At 40.0% G+C, this 20,608-nt stretch carries 16 protein-coding genes; 9 read left to right on the top strand and 7 right to left on the bottom strand.

Annotated features, from left to right (window positions below; genetic code table 11):
* The first annotated feature begins 31 nt into the window (after positions 1-31).
* Positions 32-2,035, top strand: a complete 2,004-nt coding sequence (locus B4N43_RS13235) for a M13 family metallopeptidase (RefSeq protein WP_286735257.1) — start codon at positions 32-34, stop codon at positions 2,033-2,035.
* Between the two features lie 74 nt (positions 2,036-2,109).
* Here the strand turns inward: B4N43_RS13235 and B4N43_RS13240 are convergent, their stop codons facing one another.
* From B4N43_RS13240 to B4N43_RS13265, 6 genes are all read right to left on the bottom strand, one after another.
* Positions 2,110-3,324 (bottom strand): MFS transporter, encoded by a 1,215-nt coding sequence (locus B4N43_RS13240; RefSeq protein ID WP_248931728.1) that lies wholly within the window; start codon positions 3,322-3,324, stop codon positions 2,110-2,112.
* A 122-nt stretch (positions 3,325-3,446) separates the two neighbouring features.
* A complete protein-coding gene (locus B4N43_RS13245) occupies positions 3,447-4,406 on the bottom strand; it encodes a bifunctional metallophosphatase/5'-nucleotidase (protein ID WP_075992666.1) in 960 nt (319 codons plus the stop codon).
* Positions 4,384-5,145, bottom strand: a complete 762-nt coding sequence (locus B4N43_RS13250; protein WP_286735259.1) for a 5'-nucleotidase C-terminal domain-containing protein — start codon at positions 5,143-5,145, stop codon at positions 4,384-4,386. Before B4N43_RS13250 ends, B4N43_RS13245 begins: the two co-directional genes overlap by 23 nt.
* Before the next feature lie 145 nt (positions 5,146-5,290).
* Positions 5,291-6,358 carry an EamA family transporter gene (locus tag B4N43_RS13255; RefSeq protein ID WP_286735260.1) on the bottom strand — a complete coding sequence of 356 codons (1,068 nt, stop codon included), beginning with the start codon at positions 6,356-6,358 and terminating at the stop codon, positions 5,291-5,293.
* Between the two features lie 18 nt (positions 6,359-6,376).
* On the bottom strand, positions 6,377-6,850 hold the full coding sequence (locus tag B4N43_RS13260) for an Lrp/AsnC family transcriptional regulator (RefSeq protein WP_046673335.1): 474 nt from the start codon (positions 6,848-6,850) through the stop codon (positions 6,377-6,379).
* 184 nt (positions 6,851-7,034) lie between these two features.
* Positions 7,035-7,538 (bottom strand): FUSC family protein, encoded by a 504-nt coding sequence (locus B4N43_RS13265; protein WP_075992664.1) that lies wholly within the window; start codon positions 7,536-7,538, stop codon positions 7,035-7,037.
* A gap of 214 nt (positions 7,539-7,752) precedes the next feature.
* Between B4N43_RS13265 and B4N43_RS13270 the strand changes: the two genes are divergently transcribed.
* The 8 genes from B4N43_RS13270 (at position 7,753) to B4N43_RS13305 (ending at position 19,968) form a co-directional block, all read left to right on the top strand.
* Entirely contained in the window at positions 7,753-10,674 is a 2,922-nt protein-coding gene (locus B4N43_RS13270; protein WP_286735262.1) for an FAD-binding and (Fe-S)-binding domain-containing protein, read from the top strand.
* 93 nt (positions 10,675-10,767) lie between these two features.
* Positions 10,768-11,418: a hypothetical protein gene (locus B4N43_RS13275; protein WP_201668344.1), complete on the top strand. Its 651-nt coding sequence runs from the start codon at positions 10,768-10,770 to the stop codon at positions 11,416-11,418.
* A gap of 158 nt (positions 11,419-11,576) precedes the next feature.
* Positions 11,577-12,791, top strand: a complete 1,215-nt coding sequence (locus tag B4N43_RS13280; protein ID WP_248931726.1) for a DUF763 domain-containing protein — start codon at positions 11,577-11,579, stop codon at positions 12,789-12,791.
* 84 nt (positions 12,792-12,875) lie between these two features.
* Positions 12,876-13,277, top strand: a complete 402-nt coding sequence (locus tag B4N43_RS13285) for a hypothetical protein (protein WP_248931725.1) — start codon at positions 12,876-12,878, stop codon at positions 13,275-13,277.
* A 178-nt stretch (positions 13,278-13,455) separates the two neighbouring features.
* Entirely contained in the window at positions 13,456-14,538 is a 1,083-nt protein-coding gene (locus B4N43_RS13290; protein WP_145326753.1) for an efflux RND transporter periplasmic adaptor subunit, read from the top strand.
* A gap of 21 nt (positions 14,539-14,559) precedes the next feature.
* Positions 14,560-17,724 carry an efflux RND transporter permease subunit gene (locus tag B4N43_RS13295; RefSeq protein ID WP_286735264.1) on the top strand — a complete coding sequence of 1,055 codons (3,165 nt, stop codon included), beginning with the start codon at positions 14,560-14,562 and terminating at the stop codon, positions 17,722-17,724.
* A complete protein-coding gene (locus B4N43_RS13300) occupies positions 17,717-19,156 on the top strand; it encodes a TolC family protein (protein WP_286735265.1) in 1,440 nt (479 codons plus the stop codon). Before B4N43_RS13295 ends, B4N43_RS13300 begins: the two co-directional genes overlap by 8 nt.
* A gap of 125 nt (positions 19,157-19,281) precedes the next feature.
* A complete protein-coding gene (locus B4N43_RS13305; protein WP_286735267.1) occupies positions 19,282-19,968 on the top strand; it encodes a Bax inhibitor-1/YccA family protein in 687 nt (228 codons plus the stop codon).
* A gap of 80 nt (positions 19,969-20,048) precedes the next feature.
* On the opposite strand, the gene B4N43_RS13310 is transcribed toward B4N43_RS13305, so the two are convergent.
* Complete coding sequence (locus B4N43_RS13310; protein ID WP_153847327.1) at positions 20,049-20,561, bottom strand: SRPBCC family protein; 513 nt, start codon at positions 20,559-20,561, stop codon at positions 20,049-20,051.
* Between the last annotated feature and the right edge of the window lie 47 nt (positions 20,562-20,608).

Genomic DNA, 20,608 nt, shown 5'->3' on the forward strand with positions numbered 1-20,608 from the left:
GTGTATAGCGATAAACAAACTAAATTTTTATATGAAGAAAAATCTACTTTTAGCAGCCTTGTTAGCCTGTGGCTCGTTGGCAAGCCATGCGCAAAACAATGCAATCAATGTGAGTTACATGGATAAGAGTATTCGTCCGCAAGATGACTTTTATAATTTTGTGAACGGGCAATGGATGAAAACGGTCAAAATACCTTCTGATAAAGCACGTTGGGGTTCTTTTGACGAATTGCGTGAAAATACCGATATTGCTACTTTGAAGGTTTTGCAAGAATCATTATCTGGACAGTTCCAAAAGGGTACAGACAATCAGAAGATAGGTGATTTGTATAAATCATTTGTGGATATGAAAACGCGCAATAAACTTGGTTTAGCGCCTGTTAAACCTTATCTCACTAAAATTGCAGCCGTTAAGAATTTCGATGATTTATATAAATATCTTGTTGAGGTAGCACCCATTGGTGGAAATCCTTTTTTTAGTGGCTATGTATATGCACATCTTAAAAATTCCGATGTTAATACGGTATACCTTGGTGGCGGAAGTCTAGGTTTAGGACGTTCATATTATCAAGTAAAAGACAAGAAGAACGAAGAAACCTTAACTGACTATTCAAATTATATTTCTGCACTTTATGCTAAATCTGGCCAAGTTACGAAGGATTTAAAAGGTCCAAAAATTGTTGCTTTTGAAAAGCAGATGGCCGCAAACCTTAAAACTGTTGAGCAATCACGTGATGCTAATGGTCGATATAATCCGATCGCTGTAGCAGATCTAAAAAAGATGGTGAAAAACGTGGATATTGCAAAGTACCTAAAGGATGTCGGTTTTAAGGCTGATACTGTGATTGTGCCGGAAATAAAGTATTATGAGAATTTGGATCGAGTTTTCAATCCTGAAAATCTACCGCTAATCAAAGAGATATTGACATTTCATATTTTAAATAATGCAGCGTCATATACTACACAGGAGCTTAATGATCTGTATTTTGACTTCTGGGGTCGTAAGTTAAAAGGACAAAAGGAGCAGCGTGCTTTAGATAAGCGTGGTGTGGAATTTGTCAATTCGATCGCAGGAGAATTATTAGGGAAATTATATGTGAAAGAAAACTTCCCTCCGAAGGCCAAAGCTGAAGCTGAAGAACTTGTAAGCTATCTTGTTAAAGCTTTCGGGCAGCATATCAAGGGATTAACTTGGATGTCGGATGAAACGAAAGTAAAGGCATTGGACAAACTGGCTAAGTTTAAAGTTAAAATTGGCTATCCGGATAAATGGAAAGATTATAGCAAACTTGATGTTGGTACATCGTTGTATGAAAATGTATTGGCTTCGAGTAAATGGGCATTTTACCAAAATTTGGCGAAGCAAGATAAGCTAGTTGACAAATCTGAATGGGGGATGACTCCGCAGACTGTAAACGCTTATTATAGCCCATTGTTTAACGAGATCGTCTTTCCAGCAGCGATTCTTCAGCCCCCATTCTATGATTATAAGGCTGATGCTGCAGTTAATTTTGGTGGTATCGGTGCGGTAATTGGTCATGAACTTTCGCATGGATTTGACGACCAGGGTGCTAAATACGATGGAAATGGAAACCTGAACAACTGGTGGAGCGACAGTGATAAGGCGAAATTTGAAGCAGCGGCTGATGCTTTGGTACGTCAATTTGAATCCTATGAACCTGTACCAGGTGTTTTTGTGAACGGTCGCTTTACATTAGGGGAGAATATAGGGGATTTGGGAGGCTCATCAGTTGCTTTTGATGCATTGCAACTCTATCTGAAAGATAAGGGAAATCCTGGATTAATAGATGGTTTTACGCAGGACCAGCGCTTTTTCCTTTCCTGGGCTACAATATGGAGAACGAAGACAACAGACGAGTTTGTGGTCAATCAAGTGAAAACTGATCCGCATTCTCCGGCACAGTACCGTGCTTTTGCGCCGATCATTAACCTGGATGCTTTCCATAAAGCTTGGGATACAAAGGACGGCGACAAAATGTTTGTTCCAGTCGATAAGCGTATCAAAATTTGGTAGGTTTCGGCTATAGGTAATGAAAAGCGGGTGTATTTAATTTTAAATACACCCGCTTTTTGTTTATTTAGTTTATACTATTTCATCCATTTCAGAACCAAATAGAACCCGATTGCAGTAGCAGATAAAGTCAATGCAGTTGCCCACCATAGTGTTGTAAAACCAAAGGAGTCAACTATGCTTGTCCCTAAAAGTGGTGAAAATATATTTGCAGCTGAAAAAGCAAGGGAATTGAAGCCCATGTATGCTCCTTGTGTTTTGGGTGTCGAGCGGTTAACAGAGACCGTTGCCATAAAGGGTAATGTCAGCATTTCGCCGAGACCAAAAATAAAGAATGTGAAATATAACCAACCCAGCCCGCCTGTAAAATTTAGCATAGCATAAGAGCTGGCACATAAAAATGTTCCAAAGACGAGCGTGCTAATTAACGAGAATCTTTTTTCAGCGATATGGACGATAAACATCTCCAGCAATACAATAACGAAACCACTCCAACCGAGTAGAAATCCGATTTGATGGTCGTTCAAATGATGAACCTCACGGTAAAAGATAGGTAAAGTGGTAATCAGCTGAAAGAAACAAAATGAGAAAATACAACAAAAGATATTGAATAAGACAAAGGGCAGGTCTGTATAAGGATTTCGTCCTTTTTGAGGTAATTCGTTTTCGGAGATAATCTCTTTTTTTGATTTGATATCGCTTCTTTTTTGTCGTTTATGAAAAAAGACAAAGAAAATGACTGCAGCGCAAAGGACGGCAAAAGAATTTCCATAAAAGATCCAATTGAATGAGATGGTGGCCAAAAAGCCAGCAACCGCTGGGCCGATTGAAAATCCCAAATTTATGGCTAGGCGATTCAATGAAAAAGCACGCGTGATATTTTCTGGTTTAGCGTAACTCGCCACTGACACCGAGTTTGCAGGTCTAAAGGCGTCAAAGATTAAGCTTAACGTAAAAATCATGATGGATAACGACTGCACCTCTTTGAAATGTGGAATCAGTAAGAATAAAGGAGCAGCCAATACGAGACTTCCGAACTGAACCTTGAAGCTGCCAATCCGATCAGTCAGCCAGCCACCGATATAGGAACCACAAACGGAGCCGAATCCATAACTCATCAATACCACACCGACCTGTTTAATGTCAAAATGTAGAACCTGGGTCATGTAGAGACCAAGAAAGGGAATCACCATACTTCCCATTCTATTGATGAGCATAACTATGGCAAGTAGCCATGCGGCTTGAGACAGTCCCTTAAAGGAGTCGAGGTATATCGATAAAATTCTTTTCATTGAATGATGAATCAGCTTGTATAGATCGCATAAGTTTTTTAATTCATACGTCTTCTTGTAGTATTGGTAAAAAAAATGCCAAATTGATTAGTCAACTTGGCATTTATTAAAATTAGATCACATTATGCCAACATGGACTCCGGAATTGAAGGATTGACTTGATAGGTACTTGCGACCATTTGTTTCTTCTCAGACCCCGGTTCCATAATAAAGTCAATTCGTCCCAGATTAATCCCGGCAAAACCGACTTGATTCACAACGGTCTTCGTTCCTTTTAAATTGGTAACCAGTGTTGGTTCATTTAAGAAGGTGTGAGTATGGCCGCCGATAATTAGGTCAATATCTGAGGTTTTAGCGGCAAGGATTAGATCTGACACTTTATCGTTTTCATATTGATAGCCCAAATGCGATAAACAGATGACCAAGTCACATTTGTGTTTTTCCTTCAATATGCGGACCACCTTGTCGGATACTTCAATAGGATCCAAATATTTCATTCCCTTGAAGTTATTGGGGTCAACCAATCCTTCAATATCTACTCCTAGTCCAAACACGCCTATTTTTATTCCACCTTTATGGAATATGGTATAATCCTGGGTTTTCCCCTCCAATACAGTTCCTTTGAAGTCGTAATTGGCCGTTAAGAACGGAAATTTAGCGTGATCCAGATACTTTACAAGGCCGTTAAGACCATTGTCAAATTCATGATTTCCGAATGTTCCCGCATCATAACCCAGCTTTGTCATGAGATCAAGTTCAAGTTTTCCTCCAAAAAGATTAAAATAGGGGGTACCTTGAAACATATCGCCTGCATCTAGTAATAGAAGATGTTCTTCTTCTTTGCGGATTTTATTGATAAGTGTACTTCTGCGCGCAACACCAGCCAATCCCTGATATTTACCGCCGTCCATTGGAAACGGTTCAATACGGCTATGAACATCGTTGGTATGTAAAATTGTAAGTTTTACCTTTTTGCTTTTCGCGTCGACTTGAAAAGGAAGTGATCCCAAAGCAACTGCAGCAGAAAATCCACCAACTTGCTTGATAAATGATCTTCGGTTAATTGATTTTAATTCTTCCATCTAATTCTGCATTTACTTTTTTGCCTTCTTTCGTTAATTCACTCACATATTCAATCAAACCTTCACGCATACGTTGCGGATAATCTGCCCGCGATACAGGTTGTGTCAACAGGGTAAGGTTGTCACCACCATTGGCAAGATAATCATAGGTCACTAGTTTATATAACTTATCGTTTTCAATAGCTTGACCTTTGATCTTGATGTCCTGAACTTTGTTGCCTGTAATTGTCAAAGTCATTCCAGCAATAGGTTGACCATGTGTTGTTGCAATATAGTCAGCGAGCTGACGAATTTGACTACCTTTAAGTTCAAGGATGGTCAATGTATTCTCAAAGGGCATAACCTCAAAAATATGTCCTACGGTAATATCGCCCGCTTTAAGGTCATTTCGAATCCCACCCTTTGTTGCGAACGCTAAATCCGCAGGGTTATGGGCATTATGTTCACTCATCCACAACAAGGCTTCACAAAAAAAGTTGCCCATTAATGTTTCCGCTGTTTTCTCTTTTGTCAATGCCTTGTCCGCATGTCCAATCACACGATTCATTTCCGCTTCCATTTTGTGCTTGAAGGGCTCGTAGATTGATACGACTGCAGGATCAGCTTGCATATCGCTATTGATATGATATTGTTGGAAATCTTTCTGCGTTGGATGGAGCTGTTTTGTACAACCTGTAACCATCAAAAGCGAAGCGACACCAAGGCTACCAATAAAGGCAATTTGCTTCGATATATTCATTCTTTTTAATTTAACCAAATACTTTGCAAAGTTAGCCAATTATATATGAACAAATCTTATCCAATGTTAGCTAATTTTTAAAAACAACAAAAGCTTAACATTGTTACACATTAAGCTTTGTCCATATAATTAGAAAAATAACAACCTAGTGAACTAATTCCGTGTCAGGAATAATATTGGCATCCATTTGGCGATCTGCTGATTTCAAGTTCTCCAGCTTATTACCTTGTTGGATGATCTTTTTCCTTTTGCTGCGCGACGACAGTTTGGTGCGATACGCTTTCCAGTTCATCAACAAGACTGAAAATAGAATAACGGCTAAACCGACAATTTGCAAGGAGGTTACCGCGTGCGAAGTGAAAAAATGACTTAAAATAAGTGCAATAATTGGGTTCACATACGCATAGGTACTTACTTCCATTGCTGGACGCACCTGCAATAACCAAATATAAGAGCTAAAAGCAAGAATTGAGCCAAATGTAATTAAATACCCCAAATTGAACCAATCTACAGGCGCCACACTACGCAGTGTAAATGACGCATATTCGTCGGTAAAAAGCGCCGTGATATTAAAGAGTACACCCGCGGTAACCATTTGCCACGCGGTCTTCACCATAACATGTAGATCCTCTTTTTCTTCTTTCTCAGATTTTTTAAAATACTTGGAAATCAATGAACCTACAGTCCAAGCGATAGAACCCAATACTAAAATCGATAAGGCAATCACCTTAAGGGTGCCATCTGTATTGTCATTGGTCGCCATGATCTGTTCAGCAAATAGCATCACAACACCACAGAAACCTAATGCTACACCAGCAACTGTGCTAATGCTGCTAAAGTTTTCTTTCCATTTTGGTTTGTCCAATAATATAAACCAGATTGCAGCAGCAGCAGCAATAATAGCGGCAACACCACCAGATACATATTGCTCGGCCCAAATAACCCCTGCCATATCGACAAAGAGCAATAAAAAACCTACGATTGCGGCCTCCTGAATAGAGCGCTTGTTAAATAATTTATATCCTTTTATGGCGCAATATGTCATTAGGATTGCACTGGCTGCAACAAATCGAAACGAACCCAAAATAAATGGCGGGAAACTATGCAATGCTTTTTCTATAAAGAAAAAGGTAGAGCCCCATACCACATAAATAATGAAATAAGCAACAACAACCATTAATGGGCTAGCTGCCTTTTTTTGTCCTTGCAACATAATTAAACCTCCTTTCTATTACTCAGGTATCACAACCTGCTGATCTTCCTTGACTGTCTGAAGTACAATTGTTGTTCGCGTTGAAATAATACCTTCAACTTTACTTAAGGTATTTCGCATGAGATCCACTAAACCTGTAGAATCTGCAGTTCTTACTTTAATAAGGTAACCATCATCACCTGCAATGTCATGTACTTCTTGAACTTCAGGGATTTCGGCAAGTGCCAACCCTACACCCTGTTCGCCAATAATATCATTGGCTTTGATAAAAATAAACGATAAAAGTTTTTGATCGACCGCGGCAGGATTGATCTTGGCACTATATTTTAAAATTACATCTTTTTGCTCAAGCTTCTTTACGCGCTCGAGGATTGCTGATGGTGCCATACCTAATTCTCTTGCGATATCGGCATTGTTGATCCGTCCATTATCCTGCATTAAGCGCAAGATTTTATAGTCGACCTGGTCTAAATTATATTCTACTTTTGTCATTTCGACTGCAAAGGTAGGTAAAAAAGTATAATATTCAAAATTAGTTACACAATTCTGAATATTATTCTGATAAATCAGAATGATATGTGAATTTTATTCGAATTCACTGTAAAGAAATCTTAACCATCTGGGTTATGGTGCTGAAAGTAAGTGTATTGCTTTTTAGGTTGCCTAGCGATATAATTCAACAATTATACCTTTTTCTTAATTTCAGAATAATATTTCTTGTAGACAGGATGACCCCCAATCCAATCAGACAACCTAAACAGACACAGCCAAAGCGATCCAAGGCGGCGAAGTAGGAGCGGCTTTGCTGTTCATGAAGGTAGACGATAATTAGTGCGACCATAGATGTTCGCGCCACAGCCATGATGTTGAGTAGCTTACATGTGATCAACGACGCGACAATGCCGATAATCATGGCGTACAGTTGTGAAATAGGTACAAAATATAAACTAAGCCCGATTGCCGAACCTATAAAATTGGATTTAGCGCGATCGATAGCTATTTTTTTTGATTCATTCTCTTGTGGCGAAATAACCAGTATAATCGATATGAGTGTCCAAGAAACAGAATACTGGGGAAAGGATACAAAGAGTGGGTAGCCTATAAGGAAGCCAATCAATACCCGAATGGTGTATATAATAAAATCAGAATGAAGCGTATAGCGAAGGAATAGATTACGCATATAAGGAAGATATCAATCGTTAACTAAATGATGTAGCGCCACAAAAATACACGCATTGTTTGAAGGAACGAAATAAAATTGACTTTTGTGGTAAATTACCCTGTTTTGCGTTTTTATGCGTTTTTTGTTTTTGATTTGTGCGTTTCTTGCATTCATCTCTTTTTCCGATGCATAAATTTGACTAAATTTGTTTCATACATTAAATGCAGATTAAGTGAAAGATCAAAATCAATTAGCCTTATTAGCGTCTCAACTCAAGGGGGAGCTCTTTTATACCAATGAAACCAAGGATCAAACGATGTTGCTTGCCTATTCGACCGATGCGTCTGTTTATCAGGAAAAGCCGTTGGCTGTAGCAATACCAGCTGATATTGATGACATTAAAAAATTAATTGATTTTGCACAGCAGCATAGGATAACTATAATACCACGTACTGCCGGTACCTCTTTGGCGGGACAGGTTGTAGGCCATGGTATTATTATGGATATTTCGCGTCATTTTAAGGGTATTATTGAACTTAATGTCGAAGAGCAGTGGGTTCGGGTGCAACCCGGCGTGATCCGTGACGACTTAAATAGTTATCTTAAACCATTCGGACTGATGTTTGGGCCTGAAACTTCGACGGCAAGCCGTGCCATGGTTGGTGGAATGATTGGCAATAACTCTTCGGGTTTGCATTCAATTGTCTGGGGAGATACACGGCACAATTTGATTTCGGCCAACGTACTTTTGGACGACTGTTCTGAAGTGACTTTTGAGGCGATTGATGAAGCAGCATATTTTAAGAAATTATTATTAGCTGGTCGTGAAGGGGATATCTATCGTAATATGAATGCATTATTGACAGACCCACAGCATTTAAGTGCTATAGAAGCGGGCTACCCCAAACGATCCATCACAAGAAGAAATACCGGTTATGCATTGGATATTCTTGCTGATCGTTCGGCCCCTTTCAATATGTGTAATTTATTAGCAGGATCCGAAGGAACTTTGGCTATCGTTACAGAAGCGAAACTCAAACTGATGTCCTTACCACCTCAGGAACTAGGTTTACTCTGTGTTCACTTTGCAGATATGGTGGAGTGTATGCATGGCAACGTGATTGCCCTGGAGCATAAGCCAGAAGCATCTGAACTGGTAGACAAATACATCATGGATTTCACGGTTGGGCATCCAACCTATAAGTATAATCGTTTTTTTATTGAGGGTGATCCCCAGGCTTTATTAATTGTTGAGTTTAGGGGGCAGACAGCAGCTGAAACAGAATCGAAAGCGATGGCCTTGAAAGCGGATCTAATTGCCCGCGGCTTAGGATATGCCTATCCTTATATTACCGGTATTGAACAGACGAATTTAGTTTGGGATGTGCGCAAAGCAGGACTTGGTTTAATCCGTAATTTGCCTGGGGACAGTCAGCCTGTAAATTTGATTGAAGATTGTGCTGTTTCGCCTGAGGACCTACCTGCTTACGTGCGTGATATTCAAAAGCTTTTGATCGAAGAGGGAGTACATGCATCTTATTATGCGCATGCAGGAGCGGGAGAGCTGCATATCGAACCCTTTGTAAATCTGAAAACTGCAGCGGGGAAACGTACTTTTCGTTCAATCCTCGAAAAAACCAGTGATCTTGTATTAAAATATAACGGTTCGCTAAGTGGAGAGCACGGTGATGGTCGCCTACGCGGAGAGTTTATTGGCAAAGTGCTTGGTGAAAAAGTTTACAAATTACTTGAAGATGTAAAATCCATCTTTGATCCACAGGGTGTTTTTAATGCAAATAAGATTGTCAACACACCGCCAATGGATTCTCATCTGCGTTATGACAACGATAGCAACCGAACAGAAATAAAGACCTATTTCGATTTTTCTAAAGATGAGTCTATTCTTCGGCTGGCGGAGAAGTGTTCTGGTTCGGGAGATTGCCGAAAGACTGAAATTACCGGTGGAACAATGTGTCCGTCGTTTATGGCTACGCGCGATGAAAAAGATACGACACGGGCGCGGGCAAATATGCTGCGTCAGTTTCTAACAAATTCCACAAAGAAAAATCGTTTCGATCATGAAGAGATCAAAGAGGTCATGGATCTCTGTTTAAGCTGCAAAGGCTGTAAAACGGAGTGTCCTTCCAGCGTAGATGTTGCTAAAATGAAAGCCGAATTTCTGCAACACTATTATGATGAGCATGGTGCAGGGTTTAGAACAAAATTAATCGCTAATTTCACCCAGTCTCAGAAACTCGGATCGTGGGTTGCACCTCTTTATAATTTTGTGGTCAAAAATGATTTCTTGTCAGGAATGGTCAAAAAAACAGTCGGATTTGCGCCAAAGCGTTCCTTACCAACAGTCAATGGAACGACTTTAACCCAATGGGTAAAAAAACAAGCAGTGGTAAGAGATGCCAAGCGTCGTGTTTACCTTTTTTCGGATGAGTTTACGGAATATAATGATGCAGAGATCGGTATTACAGCATATAAATTATTGACGGCATTGGGGTATGAAGTAGTCATTCCAAAACATGTGCAAAGTGGGCGGACTTATCTTTCCAAAGGGTTTGTCAAAGAAGCAAAGAAGATTGCGAATCAAAATATCCATTTCCTAAAGGGGTTAATTACGGATGATACGCCACTTTTAGGCGTTGAACCATCAGGAATAATTACATTTAGAGACGAGTATTTGAGTTTAGTAGACGATGATTTACGAGTTGACGCACAAAAAGTAGCCAAAAATGCGTTGATGATTGACGAATTTCTGTTGACTGAAATGAAGGCAGGGCGTATTCATCCGGAACAGTTTACTGGAACAACAAAAAAGATAAAGCTGCATGGTCACTGTTACCAAAAGGCTTTTCACCTCGTGACTGTGACAGAACAGGTTCTATCATTCCCGACGAATTTTAGCGTAGAAACTATTCCTTCGGGCTGTTGTGGTATGGCAGGATCATTTGGTTATGAGGCTGAACATTATGATGTTTCGATGAAAGTGGCCGAGCTGGTTTTGTTACCAACCATACGTAAAACATCATCCGATACGCTAATTGCTGCGGCGGGTACTTCCTGTAGGCATCAGATTAAAGATGGTGTAGGAAGAAAATCTTATCATCCTGTGGAAATTTTATACGATGCTTTATTGAAATAAAATAAAAACATTGATAATAGTTGTTTGTTATCAGTAATAATGGTAATATTATAAGAGCAATATTCATTAATAACTGATAACAAACAATTCAATATGTACAAGATTCAATCTATAGCATTTCTTGCAACCGCTACGGTGCTGATGGCTAGTTGCGGAAATTCCAATCAGAAGAAAACTGATGGAAGTGATACAACAACGGTTAACAAAATTGAAGGTGTAAAAATCGAACAATTTACGAATGGTACACCGGGCGCAGAAAAGAAGAACTTTTTTCTACGTATCACAGATGAGATCTTAACCGATTCAAGTCGGATTTATATCACAAAATCTCTTTACAAACAAGATACTGTTGGAGCGAAGTTTGAGGTTGTAGATTTTATACCCGCAGGTATAATAGACGGCCAGCCGAGTGATGACGTCGGTTTTACCAAAGGTAAAATTAGAATCTCGTCATCGGGTCAACAGTCTGATAATTTAATTAAAGCGTTAGGTGACTTATTTCAGACGCCTACAACTGATTCTTTTACAAAAGATGTAATTCTTCCGAATGTCTTTTCATCCAATAAGGTGAATGCTGACTTGTCCAAAAAAACAGCATATAGCTTTAAACTATTTTTGGACAATAAAAAAGCTGCTCCAGCGGAGCTCTTCTTTAATGTAGACACATATAAGCATTCTATTGAATTTTCAGAGAAAGATCCTTCGTTCCGTGCTGGTTTGTTGTCAGCGTTAACCGGTAAATAGGGAAGCTGTGACATGTGCCGCTACTTCGATGAGCCCTAAGTTGTATGCTCAGGTGTAGTGTATAGATTGATTATAAAATAAAAACGGCTAGAAATTATCTAGCCGTTTTTATTTTATGTGAAAAAGAGATAGATTTGTACTAATATATTTAGTTTACAATGAAACGGTCCGGCACTGCAGATCTCCCATTACATTATGGAAAAGTACCAGCGTGGCTTTACGAACGAATGGCTTCCCTAGGTCGTTCAATAGTTGAAGTTATCCTTATGGATTATGGTAAAGATGAAGTTTTAAGAAGACTAGCGGATCCATTCTGGTTTCAGAGTTTCGGTGCTGTTCTCGGGATGGATTGGCATTCTTCAGGGATCACAACGGCTGTTATGGGGGCATTAAAACGCGCTATTAATCCAGATGCGAAGTCGCTGGGGCTTTATATCTGTGGGGGGAAAGGCAAATTGTCTATGCAGACCCCACAGGAACTACTTCAGTTGTCAGATCGAATTGGGTTGGATGGCAACGGCTTGATTCGCAGCAGTAAGCTTGTCGCTAAAGTGGATAACACAGCCATTCAAGATGGTTACCAACTGTATTTACATAATTTTATCGTAACAGATAGTGGTAATTGGTCTGTTGTCCAGCAAGGTATGCATGAAAAGGATGGCACCGCTCGTCGCTACCATTGGCATTCTGAAAAGGTCAAGTCGTTCGTTGAAGAACCTCATGCTGGCATCAGTGGGCCTTCGCAAGGTATAATCCTCAACTTGACAGCTGCAGAAGCGGCAGCCAATAGAGCCGGTATCATGAATATAGTGGGAGAGGATTCAAGTAAAGTAATGCAAGATTTCGCTAAACTTATTATGCCAGCTCATCACGATGTACGTGCTGCAGATGTTGACTTGAAAAGATTGGGAGCGATGTTGTATGTCGCCCGAGAAAGTCAACCAAGCCATTTTGAAGATCTACTGCTGTTAAAAGGAGTTGGCCCCCGCACGTTACAGTCATTGGCCTTGGTTAGTGAGGTTATCCATGGAGCGCCTTCACGGTTCAACGACCCCGCACGATTTTCCTTTGCTCATGGCGGAAAAGATGGACATCCTTTTCCGGTTCCATTAACTATTTACGATGAGAGCATTCAGATTTTACAAAAAGGTGTTGAAAAATCTAAATTGGGTTATGGTGAAAAGTTAAAATCAATCAACAAGTTGCACCAGATCGTCCTGGATAGCGAAAGAGATTTTCAGCCAAAGTTTGATATTCAGCAAATTATAGCGGAGGAACGGAGGGATTCTTGGCAGTATGGAGGCAGGACAGTCTTTGGAGATGCAGAACCTTTGCGAACAAATGGACGGGGTTTGCAATTATCACTTTTCTAGCGGAAATCAGCGGATTGTAATTGTTTTGTTAAAATGTGTTAAAGATCGTTAAAATTATTTGTACGCTAGTATATTTGCCCCGCAATGAAAGCGGTTATTACCATACTCCTTTTCCTATGCTTCTTATTTATCAGAAGCAGTAATAGCCATGCTGTGCTCATTGAATCCGATCGACCAGCTGTTAGTTTTATGTATCAGCATAATCATGCTGACGTACAGCAGTATATTGATGCATCGGTTGATCACATCGATCCGCTATTTTATGGTAATATACACGGTGATAATCCCGTTATAGAAGAATTTGATGCCGAGAATTTTCAATTGACCAAGGATTTGCAGGTAACCTCTCAATTTGTTGCGCTGCTGCTTTTTGCAATTGTCCTTTTTGTTTTTGTTTTTCGATTTGCAAAGAAGATTCCTTTTTGCAATTTCATAGCCTATCTTTTCCCTCAAAGATATGTTCTTCAACAAAACTGGAGAATTTAAAATATACCCTTCGAAATTTCATATGCTTTGGTGGATATCCTAAGGGATGCTCCATTGCGTTGTAATCGATTTGTACAATCTATTGACAAGTCGGAACGACCATAAACCAAAGTAGAGGTTATTTCACCAACCAGCACAACAAACAATCAAACTTATTTTTTTAATTAGACGCTTACAAATGAAAAGAGTATTTATGCTCGCTAGTTTGGCTATTAGCTTATGCCAAATCGGGTGTACTTCCAAAAAGGAAGAAAAGGAAGAAAAAGAGAAATTTACAGCGACCTCTCCGGTACAAATGGATACAACTATCCGTAAGGATTTTGTCTCCCAGATTAGATCTTTCCGAAATATTGAGCTTCGGGCTCAAGAGAAAGGCTATCTTGAGCAGATTTTCGTGGACGAAGGACAATTTGTCCATAAAGGGCAACTCCTTTTTCGGATTATGCCGAAGATGTATGAGGCCGAATACCGCAAATCTTCTGCAGAAGTTAATGTAGCAGAAATTGAAGTTCAAAATACAAAAACATTAGCTGATAAAAATGTTGTATCGCCCAACGAACTCGCTATGGCTAAAGCGAAGCTTGAGCAAGCCAAAGCCGAGGCAGCGATTGCAAAATTACATCTCTCCTTTACAGAAATCAGGGCACCTTTTGACGGAACCATTGATCGGATTCCATTGAAATTGGGAAGTTTGGTGGATGAAGGTGAATTATTGACAAGTCTGTCCGATAATAGTGAGATGTTGGTTTATTTCAATGTTTCCGAACCAGAATATTTAAGTTATCAAACTAACGTTAGTAAACGCGGGGATACCCATGTGGGCCTGTTACTTGCCAATAATGAGCTATTTGCTCAAAATGGTCTTGTAGAGACCATAGAAAGTGAATTTAACAGTGAAACAGGAAATATTGCTTTTAGAGCGAAATTTCCCAACCCAAACCGTCTATTAAAACATGGCGAGAGCGGCAAGGTGGTGATGAACTTTCCGTTGAAACAGGTTTTAATTATTCCACAGAAAGCGACATACGAAATGCAGGACCGTAAATATGTGTATGTAGTCGATAAGGATGGCAAATTAAAAGCTCGTCATATCACAATCGGTAACTCCCTACCAGATCTGTATGTGGTAACGAGCGGACTTCAAAAAGATGATAAATTTTTGTTGGACGGTATTCAGAAAGCAAAAGAGGATGATAAAATCAGCTACAGCTTTGTGCAACCTAAAGACGCCATTTCAAATTTGAAGTTAAAAACAGAATAGACCCCTTACACTTAAATTACTATGTTTAGTCGTTTTATAAATAGACCAGTACTTTCGATCGTTATATCACTGATCATTGTGTTTTTGGGTGTGCTTTCTATGGTACAGCTTCCTGTAACACAATTTCCATCTATATCGCCACCGAAGGTGAATATCACTGCGGAGTATCCTGGAGCAAATGGTGAGTTGATGATTAAATCAGTTATCATTCCGCTAGAGCGGGCGATAAATGGGGTTCCGGGCATGAAATACATGGCTTCTGATGCCGGTAACGACGGGGAAGCAAGTATCCAGGTGGTATTCAACCTAGGAACAGATCCGAATCAGGCTTCATTAAATGTGCAGAACCGTGTGGCTTCTGTAGTGAATAAGCTTCCTCCAATTGTGGTACGTGAGGGGGTGAAGATTACACGTGAAGAATCCAATATGCTCATGTACATCAATCTCTATAGCAAAGACAAAGAGCTTGATGGAAACTTTATGTATAACTATGCGGACATGAACATTGTCTCCGAATTACGTCGTGTAGACGGTGTTGGGGTGGCTAATATTCTTGGAACGCGCGAATTAGCGATGCGTATTTGGTTGAAACCAGATCGTATGACAGCCTACAAGATCTCTGCAGAAGAGGTGATGAAAGCCTTATCAGAGCAGAGTTTGGAAGCTTCACCCGGTAAAGCCGGGGAGTCGTCTGGTATGACCTCCCAATCTTTCGAATATGTATTGAAATACCCGGGACGTTTTACGACAACTGAAGGTTATGGCAATATCGTGTTACGTGCGGGTGAAAATGGTGAAATGTTACGCTTAAAAGATGTTGCGGACATCAAATTCGGTTCGGCGATGTATGATATCTATTCTACACTGAACGGAAAACCATCCGCAGCGATTGTCTTAAAACAATCCTATGGAAGTAATGCTTCTCAGGTAATCCAAGACGTTAAAAGCAAAATGAAGGAATTGAAGGCATCTTTTCCTAAAGGGCTGGATTACGAAATTAGCTATGACGTTTCAAAATTTTTGGATGCATCCATGGAAAAGGTGGTCCATACTTTATTGGAAGCATTTGTGCTTGTTGCTATTGTCGTCTTTCTATTCTTAGGAGATTGGCGCTCGACCTTGATTCCAACCATTGCAGTGCCGGTTTCATTGGTGGGATCATTTTTGTTCATGCAATTTTTTGGAATTACCATTAACTTGATCACCCTGTTTGCATTGGTGCTCGCCATTGGTGTGGTTGTGGATGATGCGATTGTGGTTATTGAAGCCGTCCATGCCAAAATGGAAGAGCTTCATATTTCGGCCTATAAGGCAACCAAAAAAGCGATGCATGAAATCAGCGGTGCCATTGTTGCGATCACTTTTCTTATGGCGGCGGTTTTTATCCCCGTTGCCTTTATGTCTGGTCCCGTAGGGATATTCTATCGGCAGTTTTCCATTACCATGGCAACATCTATCATCCTATCGGGTGTTGTGGCATTGACACTGACTCCAGCATTATGTGCGATCATGCTGAAGAATAATCATGGCAAGGCAAGAAAGAAATCCATTATCGATAAGTTTCTTGATTCTTTCAATAGATTGTTTGATAAGATGTCCAACAAATATGTTTATTTGTTGAAAGGGATAGTGGATAAACGGGTGTTTACATTTTTAGTATTAATTGGTTTTTGTATTGGAGCCTACTTTTTGAATAATGCTGTTCCTGCAGGTTTTATCCCCAATGAAGACCAGGGGATGATTTATGCCATTATTCAAACGCCGCCAGGATCGACATTGGAACGAACCAATTTAGCAGCCCAGACATTGCAAAAAGAAGCTGAAAACATTGATGGTGTACAATCGGTATCGTCGTTAGCTGGTTATGAAATCCTGACTGAAGGAACCGGGGCAAATACAGGTACTTGTTTGATCAACTTGAAAAGCTGGGAAGAACGTAAAGAATCCTCGCAAGAGATTATTGAGCAACTAGAGGCTGCTGCCAAAAATATCCCAGGGGCGTCTATCGAGTTTTTCCAACCACCAGCCGTACCGGGCTATGGTGCCGCGGGTGGATTTGAGCTTCGTCTTCTGGACAAAGCAGGTTCTGGTGACTACAAGAAAATGGAAACGGTAAGTAAGGATTTTGTGCGTGAGTTGAACAAGAGGCCTGAATTATCGTCTGTATTTACCTTCTACAGCGCGAGTTTTCCGCAGTATATGTTGCATATAGACAATGATCTGGCGCAACAGAAGGGTGTTACCATTGATAATGCGCTGAATACGCTTTCGACTTTGGTTGGTAGTAATTACGAAACGAACTTCATTAAGTACGACCGCCAATATAAAGTTATGGTGCAGGCTTTGCCGCAATATAGGGCTTTGCCGGAAGATATCTTAAAGCTATATGTGAAGAATGAAAAAGATGAGATGGTTCCATTTTCAGCATTTATGCATATGGAAAAGGTTTACGGTCTTTCTGAGATCACCAGACACAATATGTATATGGCGTCCGAAATCTCAGGCTCTGCCGCACCGGGTTACAGTAGTGGTGAAGCCATTCAGGTGATTAATGAAGTCGCTGCCAAAACGTTACCTCGGGGCTATGGCATTGACTGGGCTGGTATCTCCAAGGATCAGGTAGGTCGTGGAAATCAGGCAATTTATATCTTCTTAATTTGTCTTGGTTTCGTTTATTTGATACTTTCCGCTCAATATGAGAGCTTTATTATGCCTTTTGCGGTGTTGCTTTCTTTACCAATCGGGATCTTCGGTGCCTTTCTATTATTGAAGTTATTGGGATTGGAAAGCAACATTTATGCACAGGTCGCTTTGGTCATGCTCATAGGTTTACTTGGTAAAAATGCCGTGTTGATTGTTGAGTTTGCTGCTCAGCGGCATTCGCAAGGATTGAGTATCATCGAAGCAGCCTTGGACGGTGCAAAAGTGAGGTTTAGACCTATCTTGATGACATCATTTGCCTTTATCGCAGGCTTGATTCCCTTAGTTATGGCATCTGGTCCTGGGGCGATAGGTAACCGTACGATCGGTACAGCAGCAGCGGGAGGTATGTTGTTTGGAACAGTGTTCGGTATTTTAGTGATACCAGGCTTGTACTATATCTTTGGAACTATTGCCTCTAGACGTAAGCTTATTAAACACGAGGATGAAAATCCATTAACTGAAGAACTTGATAATAATGACTAATCGCAGAAAAATACAATGGGTCATTGCATTTTCGCTTTCGGCAGCAGTGACGGGATGTAAGGTTCCGAAAGCGACACAAATACAGGAGAATAAATTTGTTCCGCAGCAATTTACAGACGTAGATAAATCTGACACAACAAATTCAGCATCGGTTAAGTGGCGTGAATTTTTTACTGATCCAAATCTAGTTGTATTAATAGATACAGCGTTAAAAAACAATCAGGAACTGAATGTTACTTTGCAGGAGTTGGCAATCGCAAAGAATGATATTCTTTTACGAAAAGGGGCGTTGAAACCTACCGTTGGTTTACGTGCTGGAGGAGGTGTTGAAAAAGTTGGGCGATATACCAGCCAGGGGGCCGGTGATGCCAGCACAGAAATTGCTCCTGGAAAGGAAATGCCGGATCCACTAGGAGATTTGACAATTGGTGCGTATGCAAGCTGGGAAATCGACGTTTGGAAAAAACTTAAGGACTCTGAACAAGCCGCACTCAACCGCTATCTTGCTACGGTAGAGGGGAAAAATTTTGTCTTGAGTAGCCTTATTGCCGAGGTTGCCCGTTCGTATTATGAATTACTGGCATTGGACAATCAGTTGACCATTATCAAACAGAATATCGAGCTACAGGACAATGCACTTGCGGTAATCCGATTGCAGAAGCAGGCTGCTCGTGTAACAGAACTGGCGGTTCAAAAGTTTGAAGCTGAAGTATTGAAAACCAAAGGTATGGAATTTGAGACGAGGCAGCAGATCAAAGAAACTGAAAACCGTATTAATTTTCTATTGGGACGTTTTCCACAAGAGATCAAACGCGACAAAAGCAATTTTGTCGATTTGATCCCGGCGAAGGTTCAAACAGGCATACCGAGCCAATTACTGAGCAATAGACCTGATATTCGTGAGGCAGAGTATGAGCTCGCTGCCGCGAAGTTGGACGTACAGATCGCGCGGAAAGAGTTTTATCCTTCTTTGGAGATTTCGGCGGCTTTGGGTTTACAGGCATTCAAGCCTTCCTATCTATTTAAGATGCCTGAATCAGTTTTATATAATATAATAGGGGAGCTTGCAGCACCATTGATAAATAAAAATGGGCTTAAAGCGGAATTTAATACGGCCAACGCCAAACAAATACAGGCTGTATATAATTACGAGAAGACAATTCTGAATGCTTACTTAGAAGTCTCTACACAACTTTCTAATATTGAAAACCTAGGGCGCAGCTACGATTTCAAAACAAAAGAAGTTGAGGTTCTGAATAATTCCGTGTCTGTGTCAAATGATCTCTTTAAATCAGCGAGGGCAGACTATATGGAGGTTTTGATGACACAACGCGATGTGCTGGATTCGAAACTTGAATTGATAGAAACGAAGAAGCAGCAGCTCAATGCTGTTGTCAATATCTATAAAGATTTGGGAGGAGGCTGGAAATAAGTTGTTTGTTTGAATGGACCCCGCTAGGCGGGGTTCTTTTTTTATAAGCCTATGCAAACTTCTTTCTTGTGGAAATAGAATTAATGCTTATTTTTAATCGTTATTTAATCAATCGTATTTGTTTTATGGAATCACAAGAGTACATTCTTATCAATGATGACGCTGAAAGGGGAGTGTTTTATAAAAAAACCTATCTTCATGTTGCGCTTTCGATTTTAGCATTTATCGTTTTGGAAACTTTGCTGATCAAATTGATCCCTTATGATTTTATCGTTTGGATGGTTAGCGGAAAATTTATTTGGTTATTCTTATTGGGATGTTTTTGGTTAGGGTCCACACTTTCATCAAGATGGACACTTTCGCAAAGCCGTCAAACCCAATATCTAGGACTAGCTTTCTATATTGTACTGGAAGCGATCATCTTCCTCCCAATGATTTTTATGGCGGTGTTTATGACCGAAGGAATTAGTGTCATTTATCAAGCAAGTATAATGACTTTGGCATTGTTTACTGGGCTTACTGTCGTTGCATTTGTATCCAATAAAGATTTTTCATTTCTCAGGAATATCCTGGTAATTGGGGGGGTCTTGTCCTTGGGGGCAATTGTCGCTGGAGCTATTTTTGGTTTTGAACTTGGATTATGGTTCTCGGTTGCAATGATTGCACTTGCTTCCGGAAGCATACTCTACCAAACTCAAAATCTGAAGTATAGTTACGGCAACGAACAATACGTTGGGGCGGCCCTACAGCTATTTTCATCAATAATGTTGCTGTTTTGGTATATTCTACGAATTTTAATGCGCAGAAGATAAATTTTGTTCATTTTAAAAATAAGAAACGGTGGTTAAAGTAAAGTTTATTTTAACCACCGTTTTTTACTTTTGTATAGTCTCTATTTTAGTCTATTTTTTAGATTCTTCAGCCCTTGATCGAAATCTTTGTTCATATTCATGAATAAATTCATAAAGTTCCATGGATAGGGCGATTTTCCTGAAATACCCCAAGTCACTGAGGTTTGATTAGGCGAGATCTCTTTTAAGATGAAATAACCCTTGGCTGGTTCACCCATGCCGAAATCGAGGGATGTTTCGATCGTTTCGCCATCGACTATTTTTGTAATAGTCTGTGAACCTTTACCAACTTTCTTACCATCCCAGCTGGATTTATAGCCAACTTGACCATCTACACCCTGTTCAGTTTTTTTCATTTGGGGATCTGAGAGTTGCCATACACCAAAGTTATCTTGGTTCTTAAGCATTTTTACATAGTTGAACACTTCCTGCTTTGGCTTATCGATCGTGATCTCACTTTGGGCCGAGAAGTCTTTACTGACGAAGATCGCTGTAATTAATGGGATAGCGATGATGATCGCTAAAACAATTAGGATTTTTTTTATAATTTTCATAATCATGTATTTATATAGGTTTTCCTAATAAAGATAAATGATAATTG

The sequence above is a fragment of the Sphingobacterium sp. UBA1897 genome (assembly GCF_002337775.1).
Lineage (GTDB): Bacteria > Bacteroidota > Bacteroidia > Sphingobacteriales > Sphingobacteriaceae > Sphingobacterium > Sphingobacterium siyangense.

Excerpts from the sequence above, each read along its gene's own strand:
- B4N43_RS13235 (WP_286735257.1), top strand. The coding sequence starts at position 32 with ATGAAGAAAAATCTACTTTTAGCAGCCTTGTTAGCCTGTGGCTCGTTG.
- B4N43_RS13240 (WP_248931728.1), bottom strand. The coding sequence starts at position 3,324 with ATGAAAAGAATTTTATCGATATACCTCGACTCCTTTAAGGGACTGTCT.
- B4N43_RS13245 (WP_075992666.1), bottom strand. The coding sequence starts at position 4,406 with ATGGAAGAATTAAAATCAATTAACCGAAGATCATTTATCAAGCAAGTT.
- B4N43_RS13250 (WP_286735259.1), bottom strand. The coding sequence starts at position 5,145 with ATGAATATATCGAAGCAAATTGCCTTTATTGGTAGCCTTGGTGTCGCT.
- B4N43_RS13255 (WP_286735260.1), bottom strand. The coding sequence starts at position 6,358 with ATGTTGCAAGGACAAAAAAAGGCAGCTAGCCCATTAATGGTTGTTGTT.
- B4N43_RS13260 (WP_046673335.1), bottom strand. The coding sequence starts at position 6,850 with ATGACAAAAGTAGAATATAATTTAGACCAGGTCGACTATAAAATCTTG.
- B4N43_RS13265 (WP_075992664.1), bottom strand. The coding sequence starts at position 7,538 with ATGCGTAATCTATTCCTTCGCTATACGCTTCATTCTGATTTTATTATA.
- B4N43_RS13275 (WP_201668344.1), top strand. The coding sequence starts at position 10,768 with ATGTACAAGATTCAATCTATAGCATTTCTTGCAACCGCTACGGTGCTG.
- B4N43_RS13280 (WP_248931726.1), top strand. The coding sequence starts at position 11,577 with ATGAAACGGTCCGGCACTGCAGATCTCCCATTACATTATGGAAAAGTA.
- B4N43_RS13285 (WP_248931725.1), top strand. The coding sequence starts at position 12,876 with ATGAAAGCGGTTATTACCATACTCCTTTTCCTATGCTTCTTATTTATC.
- B4N43_RS13290 (WP_145326753.1), top strand. The coding sequence starts at position 13,456 with ATGAAAAGAGTATTTATGCTCGCTAGTTTGGCTATTAGCTTATGCCAA.
- B4N43_RS13295 (WP_286735264.1), top strand. The coding sequence starts at position 14,560 with ATGTTTAGTCGTTTTATAAATAGACCAGTACTTTCGATCGTTATATCA.
- B4N43_RS13300 (WP_286735265.1), top strand. The coding sequence starts at position 17,717 with ATGACTAATCGCAGAAAAATACAATGGGTCATTGCATTTTCGCTTTCG.
- B4N43_RS13305 (WP_286735267.1), top strand. The coding sequence starts at position 19,282 with ATGGAATCACAAGAGTACATTCTTATCAATGATGACGCTGAAAGGGGA.
- B4N43_RS13310 (WP_153847327.1), bottom strand. The coding sequence starts at position 20,561 with ATGAAAATTATAAAAAAAATCCTAATTGTTTTAGCGATCATCATCGCT.